The organism is Microbacterium oleivorans (assembly GCF_001644225.1).
Taxonomy (GTDB): domain Bacteria; phylum Actinomycetota; class Actinomycetes; order Actinomycetales; family Microbacteriaceae; genus Microbacterium; species Microbacterium gawkjiense.
The window spans coordinates 742,952-761,280 of the sequence record NZ_LSTV01000001.1; the positions used below are offsets into that span (position 1 = coordinate 742,952).

General features: G+C 71.6%; 17 protein-coding genes and 1 tRNA gene. 6 read left to right on the forward strand and 12 right to left on the reverse strand.

What is annotated here, in order from left to right; translation table 11 throughout:
* Window positions 1-2: 2 nt before the first annotated feature.
* From crtI to idi, 4 genes are read right to left on the reverse strand one after another with little or no spacing between them, the layout of a single operon-like run.
* Entirely contained in the window at window positions 3-1,556 is a 1,554-nt protein-coding gene (gene crtI / locus AYL44_RS03430) for a phytoene desaturase family protein (RefSeq protein WP_064001838.1), read from the reverse strand.
* Window positions 1,553-2,437, reverse strand: a complete 885-nt coding sequence (locus AYL44_RS03435) for a phytoene/squalene synthase family protein (RefSeq protein ID WP_064001839.1) — start codon at window positions 2,435-2,437, stop codon at window positions 1,553-1,555. The genes crtI and AYL44_RS03435 overlap by 4 nt, the downstream gene beginning before the upstream one ends.
* Window positions 2,434-3,498: a polyprenyl synthetase family protein gene (locus tag AYL44_RS03440; protein WP_064001840.1), complete on the reverse strand. Its 1,065-nt coding sequence runs from the start codon at window positions 3,496-3,498 to the stop codon at window positions 2,434-2,436. Before AYL44_RS03440 ends, AYL44_RS03435 begins: the two co-directional genes overlap by 4 nt.
* Window positions 3,495-4,043: an isopentenyl-diphosphate Delta-isomerase gene (idi, locus tag AYL44_RS03445; RefSeq protein WP_064001841.1), complete on the reverse strand. Its 549-nt coding sequence runs from the start codon at window positions 4,041-4,043 to the stop codon at window positions 3,495-3,497. The genes AYL44_RS03440 and idi overlap by 4 nt, the downstream gene beginning before the upstream one ends.
* Window positions 4,044-4,114: 71 nt before the next feature.
* Between idi and AYL44_RS03450 the strand changes: the two genes are divergently transcribed.
* Complete coding sequence (locus AYL44_RS03450; RefSeq protein WP_064001842.1) at window positions 4,115-4,588, forward strand: MarR family winged helix-turn-helix transcriptional regulator; 474 nt, start codon at window positions 4,115-4,117, stop codon at window positions 4,586-4,588.
* Between the two features lie 68 nt (window positions 4,589-4,656).
* On the opposite strand, the gene AYL44_RS03455 is transcribed toward AYL44_RS03450, so the two are convergent.
* Window positions 4,657-4,730 (reverse strand) — tRNA-Met (locus AYL44_RS03455).
* An 83-nt stretch (window positions 4,731-4,813) separates the two neighbouring features.
* Between AYL44_RS03455 and AYL44_RS03460 the strand changes: the two genes are divergently transcribed.
* Both AYL44_RS03460 and AYL44_RS03465 read left to right on the forward strand, forming a co-directional pair.
* A complete protein-coding gene (locus AYL44_RS03460; RefSeq protein WP_064001843.1) occupies window positions 4,814-5,323 on the forward strand; it encodes a DUF6328 family protein in 510 nt (169 codons plus the stop codon).
* Window positions 5,320-6,129 carry a carbon-nitrogen hydrolase family protein gene (locus AYL44_RS03465; RefSeq protein ID WP_064001844.1) on the forward strand — a complete coding sequence of 270 codons (810 nt, stop codon included), beginning with the start codon at window positions 5,320-5,322 and terminating at the stop codon, window positions 6,127-6,129. Before AYL44_RS03460 ends, AYL44_RS03465 begins: the two co-directional genes overlap by 4 nt.
* Before the next feature lie 15 nt (window positions 6,130-6,144).
* On the opposite strand, the gene AYL44_RS03470 is transcribed toward AYL44_RS03465, so the two are convergent.
* On the reverse strand, window positions 6,145-7,353 hold the full coding sequence (locus AYL44_RS03470; RefSeq protein WP_064001845.1) for an aminotransferase class I/II-fold pyridoxal phosphate-dependent enzyme: 1,209 nt from the start codon (window positions 7,351-7,353) through the stop codon (window positions 6,145-6,147).
* Window positions 7,354-7,500: 147 nt separating this feature from the next.
* Here AYL44_RS03470 and AYL44_RS03475 point away from each other — a divergent pair, with 147 nt between their 5' ends.
* From AYL44_RS03475 to AYL44_RS03485, 3 genes are read left to right on the forward strand one after another with little or no spacing between them, the layout of a single operon-like run.
* Window positions 7,501-8,964 (forward strand): S1C family serine protease, encoded by a 1,464-nt coding sequence (locus AYL44_RS03475; RefSeq protein ID WP_064001846.1) that lies wholly within the window; start codon window positions 7,501-7,503, stop codon window positions 8,962-8,964.
* Window positions 8,965-9,005: 41 nt separating this feature from the next.
* The gene (locus AYL44_RS03480) at window positions 9,006-10,250 is read left to right on the forward strand and encodes a CDP-glycerol glycerophosphotransferase family protein (RefSeq protein ID WP_064001847.1); all 1,245 of its coding nucleotides are present in this window, start codon (window positions 9,006-9,008) and stop codon (window positions 10,248-10,250) included.
* Window positions 10,247-11,692: a CDP-glycerol glycerophosphotransferase family protein gene (locus AYL44_RS03485; RefSeq protein WP_064001848.1), complete on the forward strand. Its 1,446-nt coding sequence runs from the start codon at window positions 10,247-10,249 to the stop codon at window positions 11,690-11,692. Before AYL44_RS03480 ends, AYL44_RS03485 begins: the two co-directional genes overlap by 4 nt.
* A gap of 28 nt (window positions 11,693-11,720) precedes the next feature.
* Here AYL44_RS03485 and AYL44_RS03490 read toward each other — a convergent pair whose 3' ends face one another.
* From AYL44_RS03490 to AYL44_RS03515, 6 genes are all read right to left on the reverse strand, one after another.
* On the reverse strand, window positions 11,721-12,788 hold the full coding sequence (locus AYL44_RS03490; protein ID WP_064001849.1) for a glycosyltransferase family 2 protein: 1,068 nt from the start codon (window positions 12,786-12,788) through the stop codon (window positions 11,721-11,723).
* Window positions 12,785-15,292, reverse strand: coding sequence for a glycosyltransferase (locus AYL44_RS03495; protein WP_064001850.1), 2,508 nt, complete (start codon window positions 15,290-15,292; stop codon window positions 12,785-12,787). The genes AYL44_RS03490 and AYL44_RS03495 overlap by 4 nt, the downstream gene beginning before the upstream one ends.
* A 30-nt stretch (window positions 15,293-15,322) precedes the next feature.
* Complete coding sequence (locus AYL44_RS03500) at window positions 15,323-16,465, reverse strand: acyltransferase family protein (protein WP_064001851.1); 1,143 nt, start codon at window positions 16,463-16,465, stop codon at window positions 15,323-15,325.
* A gap of 77 nt (window positions 16,466-16,542) precedes the next feature.
* A complete protein-coding gene (locus tag AYL44_RS03505; RefSeq protein ID WP_064001852.1) occupies window positions 16,543-16,767 on the reverse strand; it encodes an SCO4848 family membrane protein in 225 nt (74 codons plus the stop codon).
* A 9-nt stretch (window positions 16,768-16,776) separates the two neighbouring features.
* Window positions 16,777-17,598 (reverse strand): hypothetical protein, encoded by an 822-nt coding sequence (locus AYL44_RS03510; protein WP_064001853.1) that lies wholly within the window; start codon window positions 17,596-17,598, stop codon window positions 16,777-16,779.
* A 40-nt stretch (window positions 17,599-17,638) separates the two neighbouring features.
* Window positions 17,639-18,328, reverse strand: a complete 690-nt coding sequence (locus AYL44_RS03515) for an NTP transferase domain-containing protein (RefSeq protein ID WP_082886078.1) — start codon at window positions 18,326-18,328, stop codon at window positions 17,639-17,641.
* Window position 18,329 lies beyond the last annotated feature (1 nt).

Sequence of the window (18,329 nt, forward strand, 5' to 3'; positions counted from 1 at the left end):
GGTCAGCCCTTCGCGTGCGCCGGGGTGGGCAGCTGCCCCGTGGAGGTGTCGCCGTCGAGCAGTTTGACGACGAGCTCCGCCGAGATGAGGCACATGGGCAGGCCGACGCCGGGGAGCACGGTCTGGCCGGCGTAGAGCAGTCCGTCGACCTTCGAGCGCAGGCCCGGTCGGAACATCGCCGACTGTCGGAGCGTGTGCGCGAGTCCGAGCGCCCCGCCCCGGAACGAGCCGAAGTCCGCGGCGAAGTCGCCGGGCGTGATCGTGCGACGCACCCGGACGCGGTCGGCGAGGTCGGGGACGCCCGTCCAGTCGGCGATCTGCGCGATGACGGCGTCGGCGGCCGCCTCGATCCGGGGGTCGCCGGCGCCGTCCACGCCGCCGCGGCCGAGCTCGGGAGCGGCGGGCATGGGGACGAGGACGAAGAGGTTCTCGTGCCCGGCCGGCGCGACGTCGTCGTCCGTCGCGCTGGGGCGGCAGACGTAGAGCGACGCGGGGTCCGGGATGCCGTCTGCGGCTCCCTCGCCGAAGATCGCGTCGAAGTTCGCCTTCCAGTCCTTCGTGAACAGGAGGGTGTGGTGCTCGAGCTGGGGGAGTTCGCCCTCGACGCCGAGGAGGATGAGCAGCGCGCCGAACGACGGCGTGCGCTTGTCCCACCACGCGTCGCTGCGCGAGCGCAGCTCCGGCTCGAGGAGGACCGTCTCGGTGTGGTGCATGTCCGCCGTCGAGATGACGTGGTCGGCCGCGACGACGGTGCCGTCGGCCAGGCGGATGCCGGTGGCCTGGCCCCCCTCGGTGAGGATCCGTTCGACCGGGGTGCCGGTGCGGATCTCGGCGCCCCGGCCTTCGGCCAGGCGCGCGATCGCCCGGATCACCTGCACGAGGCCCCCGCGCGGATAGAGCACCCCGTCGTCGAGATCGAGGTGGCTCATGAGGTGGTACAGGCTCGGCGCGTCGTAGGGCGATCCGCCGAGGAAGACGGCCGGGTAACCCAGCACCTGCTGCAGCACGGGGTCGGAGAACTTCTTCTCGACGTGGGTCGAGAGGGGGCGCAGGAGCAGCGGCAGAAGGGTGCCGAGCTTGCGGAGGACGTCGGGGTGGGCGAGGCCTTTGAGGGACACATACGGGTCGTAAAGGAACCGTGAGACGGCGAGGTCGTAGATCTCGCCCGCCGAGTCCAGGTACGTCGCCAGTTCGGCGCCGGCGCCGGGTTCGCGCGCCTCGAAGGCCGCGACGGCGGCATCCCGTCCCGACACGACGTCGAAGGGCTCCCGCTCGCCCTCGTGGTAGACGCGGTAGGCCGGTTCGAGGCGCACCAGGTTCAGTTGTTCCCGGGCGCTCGTGCCCAGGAGGGCGAAGAAGTGGTCGAACACCTCGGGCATGAGGTACCAGCTCGGGCCGGTGTCGAACCGGAAACCGTCTTTCTCCCAGCTCCCGGCACGCCCGCCGACGTCGTCCAACGCCTCGAAGACGGTCACCCGGTCACCGCGGTCGGCGAGCAGCGCCGCGGTCGCCAGGCCTGTGATGCCGCCACCGATGATCGCGATACGCCGGCTCATTCGGGGGTTCTCCGATTCTGTCGTGTCGTGCGAGGCGTGAGGGGTCGACGGTGCGCGACGGCCGCGCGGGCGGCGATCGCCGCCTTGACCGGCGTGGGCACGCGGACCCGGACGCTGAGGTCCTCGGTGCGGCGCAGCCGTTCGGTGAGTTCGGCGAAGAGGCCGTGCGCGGTGGCGACGGCGACCCGGCAGTCGGCGGGGAGGAGCGGGATGGTCGCGGCCGCGGCATCCAGGTCCCCGTCGATGCGGGCGAGCACCTCCCGGCGGCGCGTCGCGCCGTCGCTGACACCGAGGTAGTCCCGTCCCAGCCGCCCGGCGTCGTCGGCGTGGTCGCGGAGGAAGTTGATGTCCTGGAACGCCGCGCCGAGCCGACGGGCCCCCGTGACCAGGACGGCATCGGGGTCGCGGGGGACTCCCGCGCCGGCGTTCACGAACACCTGCAGGCACATGAGCCCGACGACCTCCGCCGAGCCGTAGACGTAGTCGTCGTGCGACGCCTCGTCGTGCTCGGCGCGCTCGAGGTCGGTGCGCATGGACGCGAAGAAGGGTTCGATGTGGTGCCGCGCGATGCCGCACTCCCGCGCCGTCCGCGCGAACGCGTGGACGATGAGGTTCGCACTGAAGCCGCGCTCGATCGCGGCGTAGGTCTCGGTTTCGAGTGCGTCGAGCACGTCGCGCTGCTCGCCGAGCGGGACTCCCGCGGCGGAGGCTGCGCCGTCGACGATCTCGTCGGCGACGCGGACGAGGGCGTAGACGTTCCGCACATGCGGCCGGACGCGCGGCCCGAGCAGGCTCGTCGCGAGGCCGAACGACGTGGAGTAGGCGCGGATGACGGATGCCGCGGCGGCGACCGCCGTCTCGTCGTAGAGCGTGTCGGTCATCGGGGGATGCGGTCCTCCACGGCGGCAGCGAGTGCGGCGAGGAGGACGACGGCGTCGCGGGGGAGCGCGGCGTCGGCGGCGAGGGTCCGCGCGGAGCGCAGCGTCTGCGCGATCATCTCGACGGTGCGTTCCCGGGCGCCGCTCGCCGTCAGCTCGCGCTGGGCGTGTTCGATCGCGATCGGGCCGGTGGGCGCCATCGCCAGGGCCGAGGCGATCTGGGGCCATGCCTCGGTCTCGGCCGCCATCGCGATGAGGGGGGTCCGTTTCGAGGCGCGCAGGTCCGCCCCGGGTTCGCGCCCGGCTTCGGCACGGGTGCCGAAGGTGCCGATCAGGTCGTCGGCCAACTGGAACGCCACACCGATGGCGGACCCGGCCGCCTCGAGCGCCGCGCGCTGGTCGTCGTTCGCGCCGGCGAGCAGGGCGCCGGCGGCCAGCGGTGCCTGGAACGAGTAGAAGGCCGTCTTGTCGCGCGCGGTGCGCAGGAGCGTGTCCGTCGGCGGCAGGTCCGCGCCGATGGACTGTTCGACGTCGGCGAGCTCCCCGGCCGCCGAGACGAGGACCGCGTCGTCGAGCAGGATGAACAGAGCCGCACGCTGGGGTGACGTGACGGGTGCCGTCGCGATCAGCCGGGTCGCTTCGAACAGGAGCAGGTCTCCCGCGAGCACCGCCGCCGCCGACCCGAGCAGTCGCGATTCGTCCTCGTCCCCGCCCCGCACGCGCGCGCGTTCGCGGAAGCGGCCGACGACGTTCGGGATGCCGCGCCGCTCGACGTCGCCGTCGATCAGGTCGTCGTGGACGACGAAGGCGGCGTGGAGCAGTTCGAAGGCGGCCGCGACGCGCCACAGGCCGGGGGAGCGGCCGGCATCACCGCCGAACGCCTCGAAGGCGGCGACGACGAGCGCGGGCCGGAGGCGCTTGCCCCCCGTCGCAGAGGCCGCGGTGGCGTCCCCGAGAGCCGCCGATGCCTCGCCGAGCGCCGCCGAGCGCACCCGGAGCCGCTCGAGCGCCACCTCGAGCGCATCGTCGATCTCCCGCCAGACGGCGGGGGGCAGGCCGATCACGAGGCCCTCCGTTGCTCGTGGGGGGCGAACAGCTCGAGCTGCTGCGCCTGCAGCACGAGCCACGGGCTGAAGGCCCACGGCGTCGTCGTGAGGGAGGCATCCAGATCGGCGGGGTCGACCCAGCGGGCCTCGGCGACCTCGTCGGGATTCAGTCGCGGCTCGTCGTCCGTGTAGGCGACGTAGACGGGGCAGATCTCGTGCTCGACGATGCCCGAGGCGTCCGTGGCCCGGTACCGGAAGAGCGGGAGGGCGAGGGAGACGTCGCGGAGGGTGAGGCCGACCTCGAACGCCGCCCGACGGTGGACGGCGTCGAGCACGGGTTCGGCGGGGGCGGGGTGTCCGCAGAAGGAGTTCGTCCAGACGCCTGGCCAGGCGGCCTTGCTGAGCGCGCGTCGAGTGACGAGCAGCTGCCCGCGATCGTTGTAGACGTGGCACGAGAAGGCGAGGTGGAGTGCGGTGTCGGTCCCGTGCACGCTAGCCTTCGGAGCCGTGCCGATGTCGCGTCCGTCGTCGTCCAGCAGAACGACGTATTCGATGTCCGACACGATTCCTCCGTAATTTGCTAGATTATCTAGCGATCAATCGACATGCTACAGACCGACCGGAAAGGTGTCCAATGGTGGCGGAACCATGGATTCCGGCCAACGAGCGCGACGTCGTTGTACTCGGCGCGCTCGAGGCGGTGCGGGCCTTCTCGGACGCCTTGGACCGAATGTACGCCTCGATGCGCGGCGACATGGACATGAACACGACCGACCTCGCGGCCCTCCGCATGCTCATTATCCGCGAGCAGCACGGCGAGGTCGTGAAGCCCCACGATCTCGCGACGCACCTTGCGATCTCGACCGCATCGACGACGAAACTGCTCGACCGGCTGACGGCCGACGGCTACCTGGTCCGCAAGCCCCACCCGCACGACCGACGGTCGCGGATCGTCGCGCTCACCGACGAGGCGCGTGCGACCTTCCGGAAGCACTTCGGGGAACGGCTGCGGCGGATGCGGGAGGCGACCGAACCGTACTCCGACGACGAACTGCGCACGATCGTGCGGTTCCTCGCCGACATGGAGCGGGCGATGCTGCCGGAGTGACGGCTCGATCCGTCGTCCGAACGCGAAGAAGGCGTCCCCTCCGGAGAGGGAACGCCTTCTTCTTCTTGTTGCGGGGACAGGATTTGAACCTGCGACCTCTGGGTTATGAGCCCAGCGAGCTACCGAGCTGCTCCACCCCGCGGCACAAGAGAAAACACTAGCACGGGTTTCGCGGGCACGCGAATCGGTCCGAGGATGCGGCCCGTTGTCGGCAGGATGGGACGCATGGTCCGCCGCGACACCGATGCCTCCGCCGACGCGCAGCCCGACGGGCGGGACGAGACCCGCGACGAGCGGGCCGACCGCAACTGGAACGAGGTGCTGCAGGAGCTGCGTGTGCTGCAGACGGGCACGCAGATCCTCACCGGCTTCCTCCTCGCCCTCGCGTTCCAACCCTCCTTCGGCGATCTGGGGTCCTCGCAGCGGCTCGGATACCTCGTGCTCGTGATCCTCTCGGCCCTGAGTGCCGTGGTCGCCCTGGCCCCCGTCTCGGTGCACCGCATCCTGTTCGCCCGTCGCGCCAAGCCCGCCATCGTCCGGTTCGGTCATCTCTGCATGATCGGCGCGCTCGTGCTGGTGTCGGCCCTGCTGGTCGGCGTCGTCGCGTTCGTGTTCGACGTCGTCGTGGGCGGTGCGGCATCCTGGGTGGCGGGAGTCGGCCTGGCCGTCGTGATCGCGGCCCTCTGGCTCATCGTCCCGCTCGTCACGCGCCGTCGCTCGGAAGGCACTCCATGACCGTCACCCCGCTCGGCCTCGCGGTCGCGCAGTTCGCGCCGGCTGCCGATGACGCGGCCAACCTCGACACGATCTCCGCCCTCGTCGCGCGCGCCGCCTCGCGCGGGGCGCGGATCGTCCTCTTCCCCGAGTACTCGAGCTACTTCGTCGACCCGTTCGACGCCTCGCTCGCCGCGCACGCGCAGGACCTCGACGGCCCCTTCGTGACGGCGCTCACGGACCTCGCCGCCCGCCACGGCGTCCACATCGTCGCGGGCCTCGTCGAACGGGCCGCGAGCAGCGATCGCGTGCGCAACACCGTCGTCGCCGTCGACGCCGGCGGTGTCGTCGCGCGCTACCGGAAGCTCCACCTCTACGACGCGTTCGGGCAGCGCGAATCGGACTGGGTGGAGCCGGGCGGGATCGAGACGCCCGAGACGTTCGAGGTGGACGGCATCCGCTTCGCCCTCATGACCTGCTACGACCTCCGCTTCCCCGAAGTCGCCCGGATCCTCGCCGACACCGGCGCACACGTCGTGCTCGTGGCCGCCGAGTGGGTGCGGGGCCCGCTCAAGGAGGATCACTGGCGGACGCTCCTGCAGGCGCGAGCGATCGAGAACACCCTCTACGTGGCCGGCGCCGATCACCCACCGCCGCTCGGCGTCGGGCACTCCGTTGTCATCGATCCGCTGGGGGTCCCGGTGGCCTCCATCGGCACCGCCACCGATGTCGCGGTGGCCGCCGTCGACGCCGCGGTGGTCGACCGCGTGCGGCGGGTCAACCCGGCGCTCGCGCTGCGCCGCTACCGGGTCGTGCCACGGGAGTGAGGTCCCGGACGGGTTTCACCGAGCGGATGCCGCGAGGCGCCGCGCCGCCTCGGCGATGACGTCCGTCCGCTTGCACGCCGCGAACCTCACGAGGCCCGCGTAGTCCGCCCGATGGCCCTCGGACACAAAGGCGGTGAGGGGGATGGCGGCGACCCCCACCCGTCCGGGCAGCGTGCGGCAGAACCCGGCCGCATCCTCTCCGGCGTCCAGCAGGGGACCGACGTCGGCGACGGTGAAGTACGACCCGGCCGGCGTCGACACGTCGAAGCCGGCGGCGATCAGGCCCTCGCCGAGCAGGTCCCGCCTCTCCCGCTGCGTCGCGGCGAGGTCGTCGAAGTAGGCGTCCGGCAGCCCGAGGCCGACGGCGATCGCGGGTTGGAAGGGGGCGCCGTTCACATAGGTCAGATACTGCTTGACCGCGAGGACGGCGTCGACGAGGTCAGCCGGGCCGCTCACCCACCCCACCTTCCATCCGGTCGTGCGGAAGGTCTTGCCGCCCGAGGAGATCGTGAGGGTCCGTTCGGCGGCGCCGGGAAGCGTCGCGATCGGCGTGTGCGTCCCGTCGATCACGAGGTGCTCGTAGACCTCGTCGGTGACGATCAGGGCGTCGTGGTGTGCGGCCAGGCGCACGATCTCGGCGCGCACCTCGGCGGAGAACACCGTTCCGGTCGGGTTGTGCGGGTTGTTGACGAGGATGATCCGGGTCCGCTCGCCGACCGCCGCGCGCAAATCGGCGAGGTCGGGTTCGAGGGCGGGCCAGCGCAGCGGCACCGGGACGAGCCGGGCCCCCGCGAGGGCGATCGCGGCGGCGTAGGAGTCGTAGTAGGGCTCGAAGACGACCACCTCGTCGTCCGGTCCGTCGAGCAGGGCCAGGAGGGTCGCCGTCAGCGCCTCGGTCGCTCCCGCCGTGATGAGGATCTGCCGCTCGGGGTCGAGGTCGATGCCGTAGAAGCGGTGCTGGTGATCCGCGACGGCTTCTCGGAGCACCGGCATCCCCCGTCCCGGCGGGTACTGGTTGACGCCGGAACGGATCGCGTCGACGGCAGCGGCGAGCACCTCGGCGGGACCGTCCTCGTCGGGGAAGCCCTGGCCGAGGTTGATCGCGTCGTGGCGGACGGCGGCGGCGGTGATCTCCGCGAAGATCGTCGCCGCGAGCGTCCCGTCGGGGGAGAGGAGGCCGGCGCCGCGGGCTGCGCGTTGCCAGGCACCGGGTATGTGCAGCACCGGCCCAGCGTATCGCCCGGCGCCGGGCAGCTTCCGCGGGCGCGACCCGGGGCGTCATCCACTCCCATAGGCTGATCGGAGGGTCGGCATAGCTGATCCACAGACTCCGGGAGCACTCTGAAGTCGCCTCGAAGAAGGAGCAGTCCCATGAGCGATTCGAACATCCCCGACCCGAACACGTCCGGCGCCCCCGTGCCGCCGCGTCCGCCGCTGCCCGACTCGGGCGCCGCCGGTCCGTCGGCCGCCGGTCCGTCGGCCGCCGGCCCGCAGGCATCCGGCGCCCCGCACGCGGGCGGCGGTTGGTTCTCGCATGGCTCGCAGGCGAGCGGACAGCACGCACCGGGAACGAGCTTCTCCGGTCAGCCGACCGCACCCCAGCCCGACGCTCACGCGCCCCGTGCGGCCGAGGCCAAGGTCGGCTCCGGCAAGATCGTCGCCGTCCTCGTCGCCGCGGCCATCGTCGGCGCGGTGTCTGGTCTCGGCGGTGCCGCGATCGGCAACGACATGTTCGCTGCGAACAGCAGCACCTCGGTCTCGCGCGGATCGACGACCGTCACGGTCAACGATCCCGACAACGTGAACCAGACGACGGGGATCGCGGCCAAGACCCTGCCGAGCGTCGTGACGATCAGTGCGACGTCGTCGGACGGCGGCGGCACCGGATCGGGCGTGATCCTCAGCTCCGACGGCTACGTCGTCACGAACACGCACGTCGTCACCCTCGACGGCGCGAGCTCGGATGCGGCCCTCCGGGTCACTACGTCGGACGGCCGCGTGTACGACGCGAAGATCGTCGGGACCGACCCGATCTACGACCTCGCCGTGATCAAGCTGACGGGGGCGAGCGAGCTGACCCCGATCACCTTCGCCGACTCGAGCAAGCTCAACGTCGGTGACACGACCGTCGCCGTGGGCGCCCCACTGGGCCTGTCGAACACCGTCACCACCGGTATCGTCAGCGCACTGAACCGCTCGATCCAGATCGCGTCCTCGGCCGTCCCCGACTCCGGTGAGCAGCAGGACCAGGGCCAGAACGGCGAGTCGCCGTTCCAGTTCGACTTCGGCCAGGGTCAGGAGCGCGGCTCCGGATCCTCGGGCACGATCTCGATCGCCGTCATCCAGACCGACGCGGCCATCAACCCGGGCAACTCCGGCGGTGCGCTCGTCGACGACACCGGCGACCTGATCGGCATCAACGTCGCGATCGCGACGGCGGGCGGCGGCTCGTCCTCCTCGAGCGAGGCGGGATCGATCGGCGTCGGGTTCTCCATCCCGTCGAACATCGTCAAGCGGGTCACGGACGAGATCATCGCGGACGGCTCCGCCAGCCACGGTCTGCTCGGCGCGATGGTCGGCAACGCCGCGGACGCCGAGAACAGCACCGTCGCGGGGGCCCTCATCAGCGACGTCACCTCCGGTGGTGCCGCGGCGCAGGCAGGTCTGAAGGCGGGCGACGTCGTCACCGAGTTCGACGGCGTCCCGGTCCGCGACGCGACCGATCTGACCGCCCAGGTCCGTGCGCTGGCGGCGGGCGCGAAGGCCAGTCTCGTCTACGTCCGCGACGGCAAGACGCAGAGCGCCGATGTCACCCTCGGCGAGCTGACCGAGTAGCCCGTCCGAGTCACGACCCCACCCCGCGATAGGCTCGCGGGGTGGGGTCTTTCTCGTTCGCGTCGGGCAATGCCGCCCAGGTGATGAGGCTCCCGCTCCACGTCCTCGGGCTCGTCCTCACCCGTGTCATCCCGCGCTCCCGGGACCTGTGGGTCTTCGGCTCCGCCGTCGGGATCGGCGAGGGCGCCCTCGCGCTGTGGCACGTCGCGGCCGCTGCGGGCGAACGTGCGGTGTGGCTCACCGGGTCGGATGCCGACGCGGATGCCGCGCGCCGAGCGGGCATCCCGTCGGCCCCCAAACGCGGGCTGCGGGGCTTCTGGCTCACCGCGCGCGCTCGCGTCGTAGTCGTCACGCACGGCGCCGGTGACGTGAACCGTTACGCCACGTCCGGGTCCTACCTCGTGCAGCTCTGGCACGGCATCCCGTTGAAGCGACTCGGTCTCGACTCCAAGGTCACGGCGCACGCCCCCCTGCCGATCCCGGGGCTCGCCCGCCTCCTGCGGACCGCCTATCGGCGGACCCAGCGACGCATCCGTCTGCTCCCCGCGGCCTCGCACCTCGTCCGCGGACGGCTGGAGTCGGCGTTCGGGCTCGGTCACGACCAGGTGCTCGTCACGGGCGAGCCCCGCGTCGACGTGCTCTCGAGCGGGCGCTCTGCCGCCGAGGCCCGGGCGGACGTCGAGTCGCTCGTGGGGCCGCTCGGCGGCGCCCGAGTCGTGCTCTACGCGCCGACGTGGCGCGACGGCGAGCCCGACCCGGCCGTGCCGACCGCGAGCGAGTGGCAGACGATCACGCACGCACTCGAGCGCGTCGACGCCGTGCTGCTCGTGCGATCGCATCCGTTGGGGGCGGGGGAGTACCGCGCCGGGGCGGCGGGCGACCGCATCCGTCTGCTCGGCTCCGACCTGCTGCCGGACGTGACCCCGGCCCTCCCGGCCCTCGACGTCCTCATCACGGATTATTCGTCGCTCGTCTACGACACGGCGCTCGTGCCGGTACCGGTGGTGTTCTTCGCGCCGGACGAGGCCCGCTACGCCGCCGAGCGCGGGTTCTACGGTCGCTACCGGGACGTCGCGGGCGAGGACGTCGCCGTCGACTGGACGGGTGTCATGGCGCAGGTCACGGCGGTGCTTGGCGACGACCGCGAGCGCGAGCGCCGTGTCGCGCGTGCCGAGGCGCTGAGCGCCCAGGTCCACGCCTACCGCGACGGCCGCAACGCCGAGCGCGTCCACGCCGCTATCCGCCGCGGACTGTCGACCACGCGCCGGGGAAGGGGTCGAGGATGATCCGAGTGTCGCTGGTGGCCGGGGACGCGCTGCAGTTCGAGGGTCGCGGCCCCGCTCCTGCCGGGCTCCGTACCGCGGGGCCTCGAGCCGTCTCCGCCGCGTCGATCTCGACGACGGATGCCGGCTGGCGCGCCCTCCTCCCGCTGCGGGTGTCGCGGTGGGGAAGGCCCGAGCTCGCGCTCCCGAGCGGCACCTACCGCCTCGAACTCGACGGTTCCGCGCCGGGCTCTGTGGAGATCGCTCCGCTGGCGCGCACGGTGGCGGAGACTCTCGCCGTCGAGGTCCGGGACGGGCAGGTGATCGTCGGCCCGCCGCTGACCGAGGCCGACGCCGCGCCCGCCGGGCAGGCTGCGCTCGAGCGGGCCTACGCCGACCGATCGGACGACCTCGAGAACGCGGTCTTCTTCGAGAGCTTCTACGGCCGCAACGCCAGCTGCAACCCGCGGGCGATCGACGCCGAGATCGCGCGGATGGCCCCGACCGTCCTCCGCTACTGGAGCGTCGTCGACCGGTCGGTCGAGGCGCCGCCCGGCGCCGTCCCCGTGGTCGAGGGGTCCCCGGAGTGGTGGCGCGCGCGCGGTGCGGCGCGCCTGCTCGTCGTCAACGACTGGCTGCGCCGTCGGTTCGTCCGGCGTCCCGGCCAACGCGTCCTGCAGACCTGGCACGGCACACCGCTGAAACGGCTCGCCCTCGACCGGCCCGGGTTCGACCCTCGTCGTGCTCTCGCCGTCGTCCGCGAGAGCCGGCGGTGGGACGTGCTGCTCGCGCAGAACCCGTACGCGGCCCGCATCCTCCGCACCGCCTACGCCTTCGGCCGGCGGCCCGTGTGGGTGGAGGGCTATCCCCGCAACGACGTGCTGCTCACCGGGGATCGCGACGCCGTCCGCCGCGGATTGGGCGTCGGGCCGGACGAGCGCGTCCTCCTCTACGCACCGACGTGGCGTGACGACCGCGAGCAGATGGTCGACTTCCTCGACCTGGAGAAGCTGGCGCAGGATGCCGGGGCCACGGTCCTCGTGCGAGGCCACTCGCGGACCCTCCTCCCGGGCGCGGATGCGACGGGGCCCCGTGTCGTCGACGTCACCGGGTACCCCGACATCTCGGCGCTCCTCCTGGCGGCCGATGCGCTCGTCACGGACTACTCGTCCGTCATGTTCGATTTCACCGCCACCGGTAAACCGGTCCACTTCTTCGTGCCCGACCTGGAGCACTACCGCGGCAGGCTCCGCGGGTTCTACTTCGACCTGGCCGAACGGGCACCGGGGCCGCTCGCGGCGACGCAGGACGAGCTGACGGCAGGACTGAACGATCCGGACGTTCCCCAGCGTTTCGCGGAGCGCTATGCCTCCTGGAGCGCACGGTTCAACGCGCGCGACGACGGCCGCGCCGCCGAGCGTGTCGTCGCGCGGCTGTTCGACCAGGGGATGATCTCGCGCGACTGACGCCTCACCGCTGCCGTGGCGGCCGTCGTCACGGCAGGGGCGTGTTGCGATCCAACCGCGACGTGTCGATCGTGTCCTTCGCCCCCCGCACGAGGCCGACGAGGAAGCCCGCCCCCCAGGAGAGGTGCATGGTGGGCAGGACCAGGGCCAGCCAGGCGCGTTCCCGCAACGACCGCCCGGCGACGACGCTGAAGCCGAGGACGCCGAGGATGTAGAGCGCGATCGGCAGGTGGACGAGCGACAGGACCGCCGAGGCGACACCGCTCACCAGGCCGGTGACCTGCAGCACCGCGATCACGAGGCTCGCCACGACGGCGGCGACCAACGCGGGCGGAGCGAAGAAGCGGAGCGAGTTGAGCCGCCCGAACCGGCGGACGAGCTCACCGCGCCAGGTTCCCGTTGCGACGAACTGCCGCGCCAGGCGCGCCCAGCTCTCGCGCGGCCAGTACGTCACGGCCAGCTGGGGGTCGAACCAGACGCGGTAGCCGGCGCGACGGATGCGGAGGTTGAGCTCCCAGTCCTCGCCGCGGCGGATCGACTCGTCGAACAGCCCGACTTCCTCGAGCACCTCGCGTCGCATGACGCCGAGGTAGGCCGATTCGGCCGGGCCCTCCGGCGCCCCGACGTGATACGCCCCGCCGCCGAGGCCGGCGGGGGAGTTGTAGGCGATCGCCACCGCGCGTTGGAACGGGGTGCGCCCGTTGGCGCGCATCACGCCGCCGACGTTCGCGGCGCGAGCGCGCTCGAGGGTGGCGAGCGCGCGCCGCGTGTATCCCGGGGCGAGTTCGGAGTGCGCGTCGACCCGCACGATCGTGGGATGCCGCGCAGCGCGGATCGCGAGGTTCAGGGCCACCGGGATGTCGGCCTGCGGGTTCTCCACGAGACGGATGCGGGGGTCCGCCGCGGCCAGTCGCCCGGCGAGCTCCGTCGTCCCGTCGCTCGAGGGGCCGAGCGCCAGGATGAGCTCCGCGGGTCCGTCGACGTCCTGCTGGAGGACCGTCTGCACCGCGCGCTCGAGGTAGTCCCGTTCGTTCAGCACGGGCATGACGAACGTGACTCCCGATCCGGGCGCCGGCACAGGGGCGTCGACGGTCACGACGCGCCGGGGGTACGGGGGATGAGAGCGTCGAACTGGGCGAGCACCTCGGCGGTGTAGGCCGCGACGTCGAGGGATGCCGGTGCCACGCGCCCGGCGAGGAAGTCCGCCATCCCCGCGGCGAGGGCGGTGTCCTCGCGGTCGACGATGTGCATGTCGTCGCCGGGGAGCGCACCGCGGGCGGATCCGAAGGCGGTCGAGACGATCGGGAGGCCCAGCTGCGCTGCTTCGATGAGGACCATGGGCTGGCCCTCGTAGTCGCTCGAGAGGACGAAGCAGTCGCACCGCCGCATGACGGATGCGGGGTCCCGCAGCGGCCCGGTCAGGATGACGCGCCCGGTGAGTCCCGCGTCGCGCACCTGCTGCTCCAGGTCGCGACGGAGGGGCCCGCCGCCGACGATGAGCAGCTGGGTGTCGGGTTCGGTCGCGGACAGGAGGGCGAAGGCGCGGATCAGGCGCGCGTGGTTCTTCTCGGTTGAGAGTCGTCCGACCGTGACGAACCTGCGGATCCCCGGCACCGCGAGGGCGGCGTCGAGCGTCTCGCCGAGTGCGGCATCCTCCTCCGGCTCCTCGCCATCCTCGTCGCGCTCGTCGAGTGCGGTCGCGGACACGATGTCGGGCAGATTCCGCAGGGTGACGAACCGGTCGCCGGGGGCGTACTCCGCCAGCTCGGCACGGTTGAGGTCGGTGAGGGCGGGCGACACCGAGACGAGCTGGTCGTAGGCCCGGTACATCGCGAACACGCGGCCGAGAGAGCGGCGGAACGGCTGCTTGCCGTTGACCGTGCGGTCGCGATCGGCGGCCATTTCGTTGTGCAGCCAGATGGCGCGGACGGCGCGCGGCGAGTGGAGCATCAGGTGGGCCCAAAACGGGCTGTATCCGCTGAAGTCGGCAACCCAGTCGAACTTGGCGGACCCGAAGATGCGCGTCCACTCGTCGCGCCAGAGCGTGCGGTGGCCGAGTCGCCGGTGGGCTCGCAGCGGGTCGGTGCTGACGTCGGCGACGCGCCGCATGATCTGACGGGCCTTCAGCCCGTTCATGCCGCCGACGCGGAAGACCTGCCGGATGCCCGGGTCGAGCCGCGACTGGTTGTGCGTGGTCGTCGCGCCGCGCGGGAACGCCATGAGCGCCGTCACGTCGTACTTCTCGGTGTCGAGCGAGTTCAGCAGGTTGACGGCTGCGGTCGTGATGCCGTTCAGACGCATGCCGCCGAGGTAGAACAGCAGGCGCGGACGCTCGTCGCGGCGCACGGGGCGGACCCGGCGCTCGGCGGTGCGGCCCCGGAACACGACGTCGATGACCCTCGACGTGGCTCCGCCGTCCTCGTGGGGTACGAAGCGGCGGGCCCAGTCCGCGTATCGCGGGTGCGCTGGAGCACCGGGGGCCAGGAGCGCGGCCAGGTCGCGCCCGAGCGCCTCGGGGTCGGTGTGCACCGGACCGGGCAGTTCGTCGAGCGGCATGTAGGTGCCGCGCTCGGCGCCGTACGCGTCGCCGTCGGGCACGAGGAAGCCGATCGGCCGATCGGTCGCGAGATAGTCGAAGAAGATCGACGAGTAATCGGTCACGAGGGCGTCCGCGAGCCCGAGGAGTACGTTGGTCGGCGTCGTGTTGGGGACGAGCAGGCGACGCAGTGCCTGGATGCCGCTGGCCGCGCGGTGGACCACCTGGTGCGTCTTGAGGAGGACGACGGCGTCGTCGCCGAGCTGTCGCTGCAGGCCCGCCGCCTGGTCGGCGAGATGGGCGAGGTCGGCGTCCGGCGCCTGGAAAGAACTGCCGCGCCACGTCGGTGCGAACAGGACGATGCGCCGGCCTGCGAGGTCGACGCCGAGACGGCTCCCGAGGTCGGCGATCCGGGCGACGCGTTCCGCCTCGGGCATCCGCTGACGGTCGATGCGGGGGTAGCCCTCTTCGATGATCGCGCCCCGGTAGACGTTGCGTAGCTGATAGGCGTCCTCGTACATGGTCTCGGCCATGAAGGGGTTCGCCGCGAGGAGGTAGTCGGCGTTCAGCAGGTTCCGCAGGGTGTTCGCGGACTCCCGCGCGCCGCCCGGCATGTCGAAGCCCATCAGCTTCAGGGGGGTGCCGTGCCAGGTGTTCAGGTAGACCTGCCCCACCCGCTTGCTGAAGGCCGTCGGGAAGGTCGCGTTGTTGATGAGGTACCCCGCGGTCGACACCGCACGCCAATAGGCGCCGCTGCCCCGGGAGACGATCTCGACCCGCCGGTCGCCGGCGAACTCCGCGCGGAGGGCGGCTGCGGCATCCGCGTCACTGATCGCCCAGATGTGCGTCAGGTCGGCGAACTCGGGATCGGCGAGGAGGGCCCGGAAGATCGCCTCGGGATTGCAGAGCGCACCGTTGCCCGCGAAGGACTCGTAGAGGACCGTCCGATGCCGGATCGGCCGCGACCGGGACCAGGCGATGAGTTCGGAGGTCGGCACGCGCTTGGCGCGGGTGAGGGCGGAGCGGATGGCACGGGTGACGGCGGGCGGAAGGGGCGAACGCATGAGGGGTGCTGTGCTCTCGTCGACGGCAGGTCAGGGCGCGACTTCTCCGGCCCGGCGACGCGCTCGCGCCGCAACTGCTCGGTGAACGCGTCGCGCCGCCTTGTGCATTCTAGCTTCGACCGCCTCGTAGAACCCCCAGGCGACCAGGAGGCTGAGGGGGATGCCGAGAAGACCGACGAGCCCCCAGGCCTCGGATCCGAACGCGAAGGCGAGGGTGGCGAGCACCGGCACGTGGACGAGGTAGAGGCTGAAGGAGATCTTGCCGAGCCACTGGATCGGGCGTGTCTCGAAGAGGCGGATCGCCGGCCCCCACGCGAGCGCGACCAGCACGATGCCGGCGGCTCCCGGTGCGGCGAACGCCCACAGCAGGTGGTTGAGGTCGGTGCCGCTGGGGAAGATCGGGCGCGCCAGCCAGCTGCCGATGAGCATGAGGACGCTCACCAGGGTGAACAGCGGCATGAACCAGCGCGGGCGAGGACGTTCCACCCAGGCGAGCAGGTCCGGCATCCGCGCAGCCATGATCGTCCCGATCACGAAGACGGGGAAGTAGAGCAGTTCGCTCTGCTCGAAGAGGCGCCCGACGACGCTGAGGGCGCAGCAGACGATGACCGCCGCGAGCGCGTGCCGCCGCACGAGCAGAGCCAGAGCCGTCGCCAGCGGCAGGACGATCGAGTAGAGCAGTTCCCAGTGGAGCGACCACAACGGGTTGTTGAGGGGGTACTGACGCGGAACGAGCGATGCCTGCGCCAGGAACGATCCCGCCGACACGCTGTCCGCGTGCGTCTCCGCCATCCAGGACCCCGGCGGCATACGCGACGGGTCGCGGGGGATCAAGAGGATCAGGATCGCGCTCAGGGCCAGCGAGGCGATGACGGGTCCGTAGAGGCGGACGACGCGGGCCGAGAGGAAGCCCATCCAGGAGAAGTTCTCCTTGAAGACCGGCAGGACCACCACGAGTCCCGAGAGCACGAAGAAGACGAGGACCGCTTCGTTGCCGGCCGTGAGGAGTTTGACGGGGGACTGGGAGATGACCGCCCAGCTGACGGTTCCCTCCAGCAGCGGCTCCGCGATCAGCAGCCAGTGGTGCAGGAGCACGACGAGGGCGGCCACTCCGCGAAGTCCGTCCAAGCTCTGGATTCGGCCGGACGGCTGCTGCGAGGGAGTCGTGACCACTCGACAACGCTAGTCAGTCCGGGCGCCGCCTCCACACCACTTGCGCGCGCCGGGCCGGGTGTGCAGCCCCGCGACGGTCAGCTGCCGATGCCGGTGGCGGCCAGGACGCCGACGACGAGGGATGCCGCCGCGAGCAGCAGGGCGACGCCGATGAGGACGGCGTGCACGACGAGGAACCGGGTCGGTCGGCCCTGCGCGTCCCGCGCCCGTGTGTCGCGAGAGACGCGACGGAAGAACGTCGGCCACACGAGCACGTTGAACAGGGCGTTGGCGATCAGAAGGGTCACGAGGGTGGGGAGCACGCGGCCACGCTACCCGCTGAGGGCAGGGTCGTCGCCGTGTCGCTTCCTGCGAAATCGCGGCAGCCGACGCGGAGCGACGGCCGTGAGCTCCGCCGGGAACTCGAGCGGCGGCGGACCGAAGGCGCGCCGGGCTCCGACGATGACCCGTCGGCCGAGGATGTGGTTGCCGCCGCCGCCGATCACGGCACCGATGCCGAAGGGGAGGGCTCGCCCGAGGAGGGACGCGCTGCCCTGCGCGGCGAATCGACGGAGGAAGGCGCCCTTGAGGCGGTCGATGAGGGGACCGACCATCGCTCGCGGCAGGGACGTCGTGATCATCTGGCCCCAGTACGCATCGCGCGCCGGGCCGGTGCCGCTCACTTGGCGGGCGAACTGGCTCACCAGGTCGACACCCTCGCGACCCACCATGAGGGTCAGCACGAGTGCACGGGCTCGGTCGGGATCGTTGACGCGGATGCCGTGCACCTCCGCCAGGGACTGTGCGAACAGCGCCGTCGCCTCGAGGAATCCGACGGTCTCGGCACCGCTGAGCGCGAGCGTCACGCCCGTGCCGATGCCGGGCACGACGGCCGTGGCGCCGACCGCGGCACCGCCGGTCGTGACGGTGGCGAGGTAACGACGCTCGAGGATCCGGCCCATCTCGGCCGGGGTCGCTTCGGGATGGCGCGCGCGGATCGTCCGCAGGTGCGCGAGGACGGCCGGCCGCTGCACCGCGAGCACGCGGTCGAGCAGTCGGATCATCCAGGGATGCTCGGGGGAACCCTCCGGGGGGAGCCCGCCCGCCCAGGGCGCCCCGTTCGGAAGGGAGTGGATGCGGGGGACGTCACTCATGGTGGATCTCAGGATGCGCCGGGACGCATCGTCCGCTGCCTCAGACGTAGAGGTTCGCCCGATCGAGGTCTTCCGCGAAGTCGACCTCGACGGCGTACAGGTCGGAGATGTCGAGGGGCCGCAGCTTCAGGCCGTTCTCGGCGATCGCGAGCTCGAGACCCCGCTCGAAGTAGTCCTGGTTGTCGACGTGGCCCAGCTGGGCGATGAGCGCCGGCTTGTCGGCGCGCGAGATGTAGTTGATCCCGACGGCTTCGCCGAGGCCGCCTACGACGGTCTTCGACAGCTCGGCGATGTTGCCGTCCGCGTCGACGGTGTATTTGACCTCTTCGTCGCTGACCTTCGACGTGTTCACCGTCACGAAGGACTGGTCCGCCTCGATGAGCGCCAGGGCACGGCCGAGCACACGCGGATCGAACACGACGTCGCCGTTCATCCAGAGGACCCCCGACTTGCCGGTCGCCTTCAGGGCGCGCAGCAGGCTCTTGGACGTGTTGGTCTGGTCGTAGCGGTCGTTGTAGACGTAGTCGACGTCGGGGAAGGCCTCGACGATGGTCTCGGCACGGTAGCCGACCACCGTGGTGATGTGGGCCTTGGGCCCGAATGCCGCGCGGATGTTGTCGTGCTGCTGCCCCATGATGCTGCGGCCGTCGCTCAGCGCGGTCAGCGGCTTGGGCAGGCTGCGGCCGAGGCGCGAGCCCATGCCGGCTGCGAGGATGACGATCTTGGTCACG